Source organism: Kosakonia sp. H7A, assembly GCF_003028445.1.
GTDB lineage: Bacteria > Pseudomonadota > Gammaproteobacteria > Enterobacterales > Enterobacteriaceae > Kosakonia > Kosakonia radicincitans.
The window spans coordinates 1,313,268-1,324,785 of the sequence record NZ_PYTZ01000001.1 but is presented as its reverse complement, the minus strand read 5'-3'; the positions used below and the strand labels follow the sequence as shown (position 1 = coordinate 1,324,785).

Annotated in this window: 15 protein-coding genes; 9 read left to right on the top strand and 6 right to left on the bottom strand. The window is 50.6% G+C overall.

Features of this window, described 5'->3' with window-relative positions; genetic code table 11:
• Positions 1-63: 63 nt before the first annotated feature.
• Complete coding sequence (locus CWM66_RS06205; protein ID WP_072438313.1) at positions 64-930, bottom strand: LysR family transcriptional regulator; 867 nt, start codon at positions 928-930, stop codon at positions 64-66.
• A gap of 128 nt (positions 931-1,058) precedes the next feature.
• Here CWM66_RS06205 and CWM66_RS06200 point away from each other — a divergent pair, with 128 nt between their 5' ends.
• Positions 1,059-1,349: a YciI family protein gene (locus CWM66_RS06200; protein WP_007373699.1), complete on the top strand. Its 291-nt coding sequence runs from the start codon at positions 1,059-1,061 to the stop codon at positions 1,347-1,349.
• A gap of 59 nt (positions 1,350-1,408) precedes the next feature.
• On the opposite strand, the gene CWM66_RS06195 is transcribed toward CWM66_RS06200, so the two are convergent.
• The 5 genes from CWM66_RS06195 to CWM66_RS06180 form a co-directional block, all read right to left on the bottom strand.
• Complete coding sequence (locus tag CWM66_RS06195; RefSeq protein ID WP_107146362.1) at positions 1,409-2,341, bottom strand: nucleoside recognition domain-containing protein; 933 nt, start codon at positions 2,339-2,341, stop codon at positions 1,409-1,411.
• A gap of 148 nt (positions 2,342-2,489) precedes the next feature.
• Positions 2,490-2,588, bottom strand: a complete 99-nt coding sequence (locus CWM66_RS28710) for a YoaK family small membrane protein (protein WP_035889721.1) — start codon at positions 2,586-2,588, stop codon at positions 2,490-2,492.
• A 103-nt stretch (positions 2,589-2,691) separates the two neighbouring features.
• Entirely contained in the window at positions 2,692-2,925 is a 234-nt protein-coding gene (locus CWM66_RS06190; RefSeq protein WP_072438315.1) for a KTSC domain-containing protein, read from the bottom strand.
• A gap of 125 nt (positions 2,926-3,050) precedes the next feature.
• Positions 3,051-3,278 carry an Hha/YmoA family nucleoid-associated regulatory protein gene (locus tag CWM66_RS06185; RefSeq protein ID WP_079518277.1) on the bottom strand — a complete coding sequence of 76 codons (228 nt, stop codon included), beginning with the start codon at positions 3,276-3,278 and terminating at the stop codon, positions 3,051-3,053.
• Between the two features lie 396 nt (positions 3,279-3,674).
• Positions 3,675-4,241: a LuxR C-terminal-related transcriptional regulator gene (locus CWM66_RS06180; protein ID WP_007373706.1), complete on the bottom strand. Its 567-nt coding sequence runs from the start codon at positions 4,239-4,241 to the stop codon at positions 3,675-3,677.
• Between the two features lie 304 nt (positions 4,242-4,545).
• Here CWM66_RS06180 and yjbE point away from each other — a divergent pair, with 304 nt between their 5' ends.
• The 8 genes from yjbE (at position 4,546) to CWM66_RS06145 (ending at position 11,475) form a co-directional block, all read left to right on the top strand.
• The gene (gene yjbE, locus CWM66_RS06175) at positions 4,546-4,791 is read left to right on the top strand and encodes an exopolysaccharide production protein YjbE (protein WP_035943204.1); all 246 of its coding nucleotides are present in this window, start codon (positions 4,546-4,548) and stop codon (positions 4,789-4,791) included.
• 187 nt (positions 4,792-4,978) lie between these two features.
• Positions 4,979-5,125, top strand: coding sequence for a hypothetical protein (locus CWM66_RS28860; protein WP_007373708.1), 147 nt, complete (start codon positions 4,979-4,981; stop codon positions 5,123-5,125).
• A gap of 304 nt (positions 5,126-5,429) precedes the next feature.
• A complete protein-coding gene (locus CWM66_RS06170) occupies positions 5,430-7,040 on the top strand; it encodes a methyl-accepting chemotaxis protein (RefSeq protein WP_107146361.1) in 1,611 nt (536 codons plus the stop codon).
• A gap of 660 nt (positions 7,041-7,700) precedes the next feature.
• The gene (locus tag CWM66_RS06165) at positions 7,701-8,093 is read left to right on the top strand and encodes a winged helix-turn-helix domain-containing protein (RefSeq protein WP_072438318.1); all 393 of its coding nucleotides are present in this window, start codon (positions 7,701-7,703) and stop codon (positions 8,091-8,093) included.
• A gap of 90 nt (positions 8,094-8,183) precedes the next feature.
• On the top strand, positions 8,184-8,636 hold the full coding sequence (locus tag CWM66_RS06160; protein ID WP_083565976.1) for a hypothetical protein: 453 nt from the start codon (positions 8,184-8,186) through the stop codon (positions 8,634-8,636).
• A gap of 233 nt (positions 8,637-8,869) precedes the next feature.
• Positions 8,870-9,202 carry a helix-turn-helix domain-containing protein gene (locus tag CWM66_RS06155; RefSeq protein WP_007373714.1) on the top strand — a complete coding sequence of 111 codons (333 nt, stop codon included), beginning with the start codon at positions 8,870-8,872 and terminating at the stop codon, positions 9,200-9,202.
• A 162-nt stretch (positions 9,203-9,364) separates the two neighbouring features.
• Entirely contained in the window at positions 9,365-10,057 is a 693-nt protein-coding gene (locus tag CWM66_RS06150) for a heavy metal response regulator transcription factor (RefSeq protein WP_007373715.1), read from the top strand.
• 11 nt (positions 10,058-10,068) lie between these two features.
• Complete coding sequence (locus CWM66_RS06145; RefSeq protein ID WP_007373716.1) at positions 10,069-11,475, top strand: heavy metal sensor histidine kinase; 1,407 nt, start codon at positions 10,069-10,071, stop codon at positions 11,473-11,475.
• Positions 11,476-11,518: the final 43 nt, after the last annotated feature.

Below are 11,518 nucleotides of genomic sequence, written 5' to 3'. Positions count from 1 at the left end.
TTTTGCCTGATGGCGTACGCTTACCGGGCCTGGGGGAATCTGCGCCAGGCCGGGTGAGCGGCGCTAATCGAAAGCCGCGAGGAGGCGTCGCACCAGCGGCTTTGTTTCGTTTTTTCTCCACACCAGGTGTAGCGCGATCTCCAGCGGTAGCCATGGCAAAGCCACTAATGCCACATTCTCCGAGGCAATGCGTGCCAGGCTTTGCTGAATAAACGTGAATCCCAGTCCTGCTTCGACACAAGAGAGCGCGGCCAGCGGGCCGGAAACTTCCAGGCTGATGCGCGGGGTGAAGCCTTTTTCCTGACAGGCCCGAAGTAACTGCGCGCGCGCTGCCGGGTTCAGGTTTTCCTGCTCGGCTATCCAGGGATACTGCTCAAGCTGCGCGGGCGTGGGCGCGGGGAGAGCCAACGCTTTCGGCATCGCCAGCAACACCGGCTCGGTAAGGACGATTTTCTGGCAAAACTGCGCGTCGCTTGACGGCGGCAGCGTGTATAAGAACGCCACATCAATTAACCGGGCCTGTAGCTGCTCAAGCTGCTGTTTTGAACGCATCGAATGCAGCTTGATATCGATCTCTGGCGGGAGCGCTAATTTTGCCAGCGCATCGGGCAGCAGACGTGAGTGAATCGCCGCTTCGACATAGCCGATATCAATGCGTCCGGCGTTGGCCTGACCCAGATGTCTGGCGTGATCTTTCAGCCGATCATAATGCTGGAGAAAAGGCCCCACTTCGTCGAGAAATTTTTCCCCTTCGGTGGTCAGATGGAGGCGTTTTTTCTCGCGATGAAACAGCGTGACGCCTAATTCATCTTCCAGCATCTGAATTTGTCGGCTCAGCGGGGATGATGAGATATTCAGCCTTTCAGCCGCCTGGCCGATATGCTCAAGCCGGGCAACAACGGTAAACGATCGCAGCAGTTTGATGTCCACAACAAATCCGGTCTCAACTGGGTTAAAAATGGCAATAGCCTGAGCGGCTATTTAACCGCAATATAACCCTCATGAATACTGCACCGTAACGTGTTGATAATTCACTACTCATAGAGAGGAGTTTGCGTATGTTTATCGTAACGCTGAAATATAAAAAACCGTTAAGCGAGGTCGATCGCTTTGTTGAGGAGCACCGCACGTATCTCGACGCGTGCTTTAAAGAGGACTATTTTCTGGCGGCCGGGCCGACGAACCCGCGCAGTGGTGGTGTGATTTTAACCCGCGCACTGGCCCGCCCGGCACTGGATGCGCTGCTGCAAGAAGATCCCTTTTACCGTGAAGGTGTGGCCGATTACGACGTTGTTGAATTTGAGCCCATGAAATGCAGCGCCGCAATGGCCGCCGCACTGGGAAAATAGCGCTTACCGTAGCAACAAACTCAGCAGGGCACGAATCGTGCCCTTGTGCTTTTCCCGCATTAAAACACCATCACATGTAACAGCGTGCGGACCAGAATGCCGACAATCGCGCCTGGCAGTACAAAGCGGAACAGGCGGACAAAGCGGCTGGCGATACCGAGGAAAATCCCAATTCCTGGTAAATCGAGGGTTTGCACCAGGAAGCCCGCCGAGGCGTTGATCTGCTGCGCCGTCAGTTGACCGTGCTGCGCCATCTCCGAGGCCACGCCAAAATAGGCCGTACCGCCCGCCAGGCATTTAGTCAGCGTCAGCAGCACATATACTGTGGAAATATGGAAGAATTCCAGCATCGGCGTTAACAGCGATGTCAGCGCTTCTACCACGCCTGCCGCTTTTAGTAAGCCCACCACCGTCAGCGATAACAACAGCATCGGCAGCGACCCCAGCGCCAGGCGAATCGCATCTGCGCCAGCGCCGTTAATCACCGAAATCAAACTCGCGCGCGGTTTATCTTTATTCAGTTCACCCTCTTCATCGCGCAGGCTGGCGGCAGAGAGCCTGCATCCCGTGACGTACCAGGTCAGCGTTGAGGCGGCAAGACCACCAATCATCGAAATCACAATCGCTATGCCCCAGTGCAGGCCGAACGGAGTCAGAGGGTAAAACACATTCGCCTGACCCATGGCGAATAACATGGCGAGCGTGGCGGCAAGATGGCGATCGGAAGTTCCGCGGCGCTCCATAATCGCCAGCGCGGCGAGCGGTGCGGCAAAGCTGACGAAATTAAGCTGAATCAGGGCGAAAATCCCCATTCCGCTGATACCAAAAGGTTTTAATACCGGGGAGGTGAGACGAACAATGCCATCCAGAACCCCTTTTTCCTCCAGATACTTCATTATGATGAGCATCACCACCATGATCGGCAGCAAGGTATACAGTGCAACATCCACGGAAACCTTGCCCGCCGACATGATGATTTCAATGATATTCATGAACCACTCCGGTAAACGTACTTGCCCGGTAGTTTACACCCGCTAACGGAACGGCAGGCTCATTCATTCCATTGGTTTTACTTATTTTCTGTAAGCGGATACGGCATTCGCGAATGCGCCGTCGGCATAAATCGGAGGGGAAAAGACGTCAGGAACCTGGGTTGGCGTAGCCGCCGAGGATAAACCAGGCAAGGAAAGCGACCGCTACAATAAAAACCAGCACCGGAAAGGCAATACCAATTCTCATATACCCTCTTACGTTGTCAAAAGCCTTAGTCAACAGGAAACCGCGTCGTCTGCGCGGGGAGACAACGTTAACACAAAAACACTAAAAATGACCGTGTTACAGACTAAAAGCGACTGCGATTCGCCGGTTCAACGGTGATTTTTAAGTAGCTGTTGGCAATATTTTCGCGGAAGTACGCTTCCTGCTGCTGGCTCATCAAAAAACCCTGCCAGATCTTCGGTGGTACGCCGAGATACTGCTCAACGCGGCCATTACTGTGCTCAAGCTCCAGCACGCTGGAGTTCGGGTCATAACCTGCCGCCTTTAGCGCCCTGCAAGAAAGGGGATGTCTTTTCATTTTTTGTCCTGCTCAACGTCAATGTCACAAAAGGCTTTTAAGCTATCGGCAGGCGACAAAGAATATTTACCACTGATACAAGACTCTTTTCGTATAACCAAGGTGAATAAATGACGCTCAGCAACCTACACATTGCGCCATGCGCTGGCCGGAACTTTCAGCCAGCGGCAGTGGTGAACAAGTTCGGCGCGGCGATGATCGCTGGCACTGATCAGCGCTTCCAGCTCAATTCCGGTTAGCTTTTGGCTCCTGAGTTCATAAATTTCTTCGACCGCATTGAGCGAGGAATAACGGCGTAAAATACGCAGATAATAGTGGCGCAAGGCAGTCATACTACAAAGGTTAGTAGGCATGGTAATTTTCTCTTGTTTTTAAATGAATAAGTCTTTTCAAAATAATTTTTGTGGTGAGGCCAGTCTTATTTTCGGTATCAGCTATTGACGTGTGACGCTGTTCATCAGTAAATAAAGCATCCTCTCTACGCGAGTACACAAAATGATCATCATCGAACTGACTGTGATTGGTGTGCTACTGGTTATAATCATTTTTTCATTCTATAAGCATTTAAAAGTGGTTCGTTCCAGAAACGTCGGCAACACCAAAAAATATTACCGACGATAGTCCTGCTGCTATTATATTTTTACGCTGTCTGTTTCGAACGTAAACAGGTACAGAGGATATATCGCAATACTGAATTATTATGGTTTACGTTGTGAACATCAGGTTTTTATTTCAACCTGTAGTGATAATCAGCCGTAGGCCACCACTCTACGATTTGGCGTTTTTTGCTGGGGGAATGGCATTATTTCTTCCTCATTTTCGGCCAGTCCACAATCTTTGAATGGAAAAATACTGAAGGCGTAAAAAATATCAATCCTGGAGTTGGCTGATATTTTCTTCTTAATGTTATCCTTATGAGATGAGACTGTTTTTTTGTTAATACTCAGTAGGTTAGATATTTCATCATCGCTCTTCTCGAAGATCATGCCCTTCAATATTGCGATTTCTCGACGGCCCAGTCGAATGGTTTTTACATGGCTACTGACGCGTCCATTTATAAATTCAGTTAAAATATCCAATAAAACATCCACTTGTATTTTATCGGGAATCACAATTATAGGTGTATGTACCAGGGTAAAGGGAGAAAAATGACCTTTAGTCACAACCAGCATCCCTCGGTTGGAAAAAGGCGCACTAAAGTTAATGGCAATGTGTATTTCACTGCAATTTCTGATTTCTTTTACTAATTGAATTATACCTTTTTTGGTATAAGAGCAATTAATTTTGAACAATACGATATCTATATTTCTTCCCATGTTAACATCCTCCCGGTTCGTATGAAACTGTGTGTAAAAACATTGGCGGGTAAAAAATGGTTTCTGCTTTTGATCCTTCTTCTCTTTCTAGTTTGATCTGTATCATATTGCTAAAAAGTTGTTAACTGAGGATATTCTTATTTTTGTTTTATGCAAGCTGTTGCCGCTTCGTTTAGATAATTAAATAGAACTGAGGAATCTCCCAATTGTTTCCATATTGTCGAGGAATGTCTTAATTTGCGATCTTATTTTGTGATGGCGATTTAAAGTGCGAAAGGTCCCAATAAAATATGAGGGTTGGTTCATGACGCATTTACATCGCATTATTTTGGTCGTTAGTTTTATTATTTCTGGATTAGCACACGCAGCACCGGTAGCAGAAGGCTCTGCCGCAGGAAGTGACGCTTCAGACAGTGCCATTGGAAATTCGGCGTGGGTTGGTGTCGCGGGCGTTGCTGCCGTCACCGGGTTGGCATTGCTGGCAATGGGCGGTGACAACGGCAGTAACACGTCAACCAGTACCACCACCACCACCACGCCGTCGAATTGAGGTAAATTAAGACCGCATCGTTGTTGACTGAGAAAAAAGGGAGCCAGGATGTCTCCCTGCTTCGGCGCTAGCCGCCAATGCAGCCAATCAGTTTCGGGCATAATGGATAATATCGACCAGCGCTTTAGTTTTGCCCGTCTGTTTAGTACTCCGAAAACGCTGGCCTTGATGCTGACAAGGTTCAGTAGTGAAGCCGATTGCATCGATCGTTATTCCACATGAAAAAGGCCGTCAGTACGCGATCGCAGTACTGCCGGCAAAATCATCATTAACTGCACTGCGCCTTACAGCCTGGCACTGCAGCGAATCCCTCAAGGGCGATGTGAACCGTTAATCAGTAATAAGGAGCCAGCATTTCAGCAACAAATGCCCGAACCGCGTGTCACTGTGGGCAGCGGCGGCGCATCCGGCTTCTCCTTTATTATTGGGCCGTTCGACCTCTGCCTTTTATTGCCAGCGCGACATCAGCCCTGCGATTAAACCGGCAATATACCCCGCCTGTAGGTCTGATAAGACGCTGCTGCCCTCCGGCGATCCCATCGTAATTTCATATTTTCCGTAAGGTTATAGCCTTCGTATAGTGAAATCGCACCCATTACACAGCTTGTGGAATTCGTTGAAACACTACGAGGGATACTATGCGAGTCATCAAACCCTTCTCTCTTGGTGCGCTTTTAGGCACCGGTTTTGCCGCCATTATTGTGATCAGTTTCCTGGTGGCGATTTTTGGACGGACACAATTACTTAGCACCAGCAAACACATTGAATATTATGAAAAATATCACCTGACTAACCTGCTGGCGATGCAGGAGTTAAAGGACACGTTAAATAACGCTACCAAAGCGACCTTTATTATGGTGTTTCAGGATGACGCCGATAAACAGGAGGCCGAAGAGAAGGTCACCGAAGCGGCAATCCAGCGTATCGACACGCTGGTCAAACAGTTACAGCAGAATATTCAGGGCAGCGATGTCCAGCAGATGTTGGATCGTTTTAAACAGACGCAGGCGCAATACGTCGCGGTTGTGCGCCAGACGGTGAGCATGGCGAAAAATGGCCAGATGCTCGACTCCCAGTCGATGGCGGTGGATAAACTGCAACCGGTTCAGGCACAACTGTTTAATGAAATCACTGTGATGATCCAGCGCCAGCAGGCCAGCACGACCGCGGCAGCGGCGGAGAGCACCGGCAGTGCGCGAGCGTCTGGCGATCTGTTGCTGATGCTGGCCGCAGCGGCAACGCTGTTTGGCGTGTTGATCGCCTGGTTTGCCACGCGGCTTATCAAGCGGCAGCTGGGCGGTGAACCCGCTTATGCGTTGCGAGTGGTACACGATATCGCTGAGGGCAATCTGGCAATGCCGGTGACGCTGGCGGCAGGCGATCGCCACAGCCTGCTGGCCGGGATGGAGGCGATGCGTCAAAGCCTCAATCGCATTGTGGCGCAGGTTCGTGAGAGCAGCGAATCGATCTCGGCAGGGGCCAGCGGCGTGGCGGCGGGCAGTATGGATCTTAGCCAGCGCACGGAACAGCAGGCGGCCAGCCTGCAACAGACGGCGGCGTCAATGGAGCAAATCGGCCAGACCATTCGCCAGAATGCCGACACGGTGCGCGTCACCAACCAGCAGGCCACCGCCGCCAGCGACATTGCCGCCAAAGGCGGGGAAGCGATCGACAACATTGTGCGCACCATGGATGAGATCAGCCAGAGCGCGCGCAAAATCGGCGAGATCATTACCGTTATCGACGGCATCACTTTCCAGACCAATATTCTGGCGCTCAATGCGGCGGTGGAAGCGGCACGTGCCGGTGAGCATGGGCGCGGCTTTGCCGTGGTCGCAGGAGAGGTGCGCTCACTGGCGCAGCGCTCCGCCACGGCGGCGAAAGAGATCAAAGGGCTGATTCAGGCCAGTATTGATTGTGTGGATAACGGCGCTACGCTTGTCAACAATGCCGGTTCTACCATCGGCGAGCTGGTTAAGCAGTCGCACCATGTCGCGGAAATGATTAACGAAATCGGTATGACCACTCAGGAGCAGGAGTTGGGCGTTGCGCAGGTGAATGATGCTATTGCCCAGCTCGATCAGGTAACGCAGCAGAATGCCGCGCTGGTGGGCGCCTCCAGTTCGGCGGTCGATCATCTGCGCGATCAGTCACGGAATCTGGTGGCGTTGATGAGCGTTTTTCGCACCGAGCATGCCCGGCGGGAAAGTCCGGCGCAGCTTGCCTCCGGTGTGCTGGTGAATACCTGACGCTTCTGAACAAACGCGATGCCATGATACATAAACCAGACAACGGCGTCGCAGAGCGAGGGACAAGGATGTCCCGATAGTGATTTGCCTTTCTCATTGATGTAATCCGGACGGACAGCACGCGTATCACTTAATCATTAAACCATCGTGAATGGGCGGATTATGCCGCCAGCGGCGGTCAATTCTGTGGTTTCAGTCAGTGCTAGCGATCAGAACAATTGGCTGGATATCGTTATTTTTTGCAGTAGATTCGATGAAGGTGTTATTTATCCCGGAAAAATTCTGGAAAGTGATATTTTTATTTTATAAACATAGGGGGTAATACTTTTATTTTAATAAGGTAAATGGTCTGAATGTTAATGATACGTAATTTTTACTAGTCTTTTATCTGTGGGGAAGGTTTTTTGTTTGGTTCAATCCTCTGGCTAAAGTGGATTATTTTTAGTTATTATTACTGAAGGTTTGTTATTGTCTTAATGAACTAAACATGGTTTTATCTTTCGGCAGTTAACCAGGGATTGCTGCCTTGTGAATATTAATGATATTTACATGCAAGAAATAAATGTTATTTATTATACGAATAACTTACAGCGTGTTGTTTTGTCATTTTGACAATAAAATTGTGCGGTACGGACATCTGTGTAAACGCTAAGGAGGGGTATGCCAGACGAGGAAAATAAAGCGCTTTCAGTCATGGGCTTCCTTATCGAAAAGAGTGTGATTTATGACTGTAGAACAAAAAGACTCATCTGCCTTTATGGAACGGCGAAATATATTTCTCTGAGAAAAACCCAGTCGTACTTACTGGAATACCTTTTGTGTCATGGGGTTAACAACGTTGTTTCTGATGACATGCTTATGAGTGATGTCTGGGAGCGAAACGGCCTTCGCGCGTCAGTTCAGCGGGTTTGGCAGGTTATAAATGATCTCAAATATAACGTTAGTAAATCAGGTGTCAGTGATGAGTTTATCCTGAGGGTTTCCCGGAAAGGATATTTGATTAGATCAAGCAGTGTGCAAACTTTATTTTATCATGCAGGCAATGAATGCTAATTTTCGTTGCATAAAAATAAGGTTAAGGTTTAGTGGTAATACATTATTTGTTTTTGGTTGATGTTAACAATGTCAGGTTTGAGGTTATCGATGAAAAAAATTTTATTGTCCATTGCCGTCTCTGTAGCTATTACGATGCCAGGATTGGTTCACTCTGAGGGAACGGCGACTGTAAATCAGGTAGTGCGACCGGAAGTGGCTGAAAGGGTCAAGGCTTATGAAGGGGCGGAAGGCACCATTGTATGGACACTGCGTTATGGTAAACCTGACGAGAAAAAAATGATTGTGCAGATGACGGATATTGATCATCCATGGAATAAAAAAATTCATTTAATGAACGTGGATGATGTGGGTACGAAAAAATATGTTTACACATTGGTTGATGGGAAAAAATTTACCGTCTTGTTTTTTAATAGTAATGGGTGGGGGGAGCTGAATCTGCCGGGCGAAAATAAAGCGATACCAATATATTACAGCAAAGCATACTCCTCCGAAGGAAATGCCCAGGCTTTCCTGACTGATTATCTTGAATCGGATAAATAAAAAAGCAGTATCTGCTCTCTCAAGATCAAATCATACGCGTTACGACGATGTAGCAAGATTGAACCAATCCAGTTGCTGGCATAAGTCAGCGACTGTGGTGGTGTTGCTAAGATAGCTGACGTAAAAGCTACCCGGCAGGGGTAACAAAACTGACAGGATTATCATTTTCGCGTCACTTTTGAGTCAGTATCCCTGCGTTAAGGTGAGAGCTCCTTAAGAAGGAGGCTTTCACGATGGGTATGCAACAGATGGTGGTACATGAGATCCAGCAGTGGATCGATGAAAACCTCGACCGTCCGCTCAGAATTCGCGATGTCGCCACGCGGGCCGGTTATTCAAAATGGCATTTACAGCGTCTTTTTCAGGAAGTGATGCAGGTGCCGTTAGGGATTTATATCCGTAATAAGAAGCTGGAAAGCGCTGCCGAGGCGCTGCTGACGACGGAAGATTCGATCATCACCATTTCCACGCGTTATGGTTATGACTCACAGCAAACCTTCACCCGCACCTTTGCCCGTAAATACCATATGCCGCCGGGCGTATGGCGTCGGTACCATCAAAGCTAGCGCTAGCGCAGAATTGACGCCACGATACGTGGTTAATCATCAGGTTGCATTTTGTCGCTAAAACGGTGAAAAAATGTCAGCTAAATGTCAGCCCAACAGCGGTAACATTGCGGCTATGAATATGTTTGCGGCAGGTGCCGGAACGTTGAAGGAGTCGCCCCTTTGAAGCTGTTACTCATCGAAGACGAGGAAAAGACCTCGTCATATATTAATCGTGCGCTGAGCGAACAGGGTTTCACTCTCGATGTCGTTGATAATGGTGTCGAAGGGCTGCACCTGGCGCTGGAATACGAGTACGACGCGATTGTGCTGGATATCATGTTGCCCGGCATGGACGGTTACCAGATTCTTGAGCGGCTGCGCGCCTGCAAACAGACGCCAGTGCTGATGCTCTCGGCGCGCGGCTCGGTTGAGGAGCGGGTAAAAGGGCTGCGCCACGGCGCGGATGATTATCTGCCAAAACCCTTTTCGCTGATCGAGCTGGTGGCGCGCATTCAGGCGTTGCTGCGCCGCAGACCAGGCGACGGCGCGGACATCACTCAGTTGCATATCCACGATCTGCACCTCGATCTGCTGGCGCGGCGCGTAACGCGCGGCGGCGACCGCCTTGAACTGACGGCGAAAGAGTACGCGCTGCTGAGCCTGCTGGCGCGTCATCAGGGCGAAATCTTGTCGAAAATGATGATCGCCGAACAGGTCTGGGATATGAACTTTGACAGCGATGCCAACGTGGTTGAAGTGGCGATTAAACGCCTGCGCGCCAAAGTTGATAATCCTTATCCCGTTAAGCTGCTGCATACGGTGCGCGGTATGGGGTATGTGCTGGAAACCCGCCAGGAGAGTAAAGCCAGTTGAATGCGCTCTCTTTGTGTAAACACTCGATTGCCGGACGCATGGCGCTGATGTTCGCCGTGGCGTATGTGTTTGTCGTCGTCACCTTTGGCGTTGTGCTCAGAAGCTCGTTGTATGAGTCGCTGCAAAGCCAGATGCATAACGAATTATTATTCCGCGAATCGCTGATGGCGCCGTGGGTGGAAAACCGTCAGTCCATCGACGGCTGGAAATCCCTGACCACCAAATTTAATACGCTCTCCTCCTATGAGGGCGGGCGCGTGAAGTACTGGCTAGTGGCCGATGATCCCCGCTTTGATATGGGCGGTCCGCCGCCGAAAGGCGTGGAGTGGGCTTCGCTGAAAAACGGGTTCAGCACCGCGCCAGGCGAAACGGAAGCATCCTGCCTGCTGTTCCTCTACTCCCGCGAAATCCCGGCGAGCGGCGAACGCCCGGCGATGCGCTATGTGGTGGCGATAGATTCCACGCCTTATATGGGCACGCTGTATGAATTTACCTGTGCACTGGTGCTGGTCAGCTGTATCGGTGTCTTCCTGATTGCGCTGCTGGGTTATCTGATCGCCCGTTTCGGTATGCGTCCGGTGAATACATTAAGCGAGCAGGCACACCAGCTTGCGCCGGGTAATCATGGTCAGCGTCTGCAGGCGCATACTTTGCCGGACGAGCTGCAAACGCTGGCGGTCTCGTTTAATGGTGCGCTGGAGCGCCAGGAGATCGCCTGGCGCCAACTGGAGAGCTTTAATGCCGATGTGGCGCACGAACTGCGTACTCCGCTGACCAACCTGATTGGCCAGACGCAGCTTGGCTTGTCACGTCAACGCTCCATAGAAGAGTTACAGGATCTGCTGGAGTCCAACCTCGAAGAGCTGGAGCGCATGACCTCCATCGTCAACGATATGCTGTTTTTATCCCATGCCCAGGCGGGCGAACACGCCACCCAGCTCACCACGGTTTCTCTGCGCGAAGAGGCTTACAAAACGTTTGAGTATGTCGAGCCTTCGTTTGCCGAGAAGAATCTCCAGGTGCAGGTCGAGGGAGATGTCACGGCATCCATTGACCGCCGTCTGTTCCATCGTTCGCTGGCGAATTTGCTGGAAAACAGCGCCCGCCATGCGCCGCAGGACAGCACAATCATTGTGCGGCTGCAAAACGTCGGTGAACTGGCGCATGTCGCGGTGTCGAATAACGGCGAGGAGATCGCGCAAAGCCACCTTGCGCGGCTGTTTGAACGTTTCTATCGTGTGGATGCCTCCCGCACCCGCAGCGATACGCACCACGGGCTGGGGCTGTCAATTGTCCGCGCGGTAGCGAACATGCATCAGGGCGATGTGTTTGCCACCAGCGCAAACGGGATCAATACCTTCGGCTTTACCCTGGCGCTGAAGCGCGAAGCGGCCAGCCGCGAGGCGGAAAAGCGCTAAGGGCAAATACCTTATGCTGAAGCGGCGGGGAAGATCCCGCCGT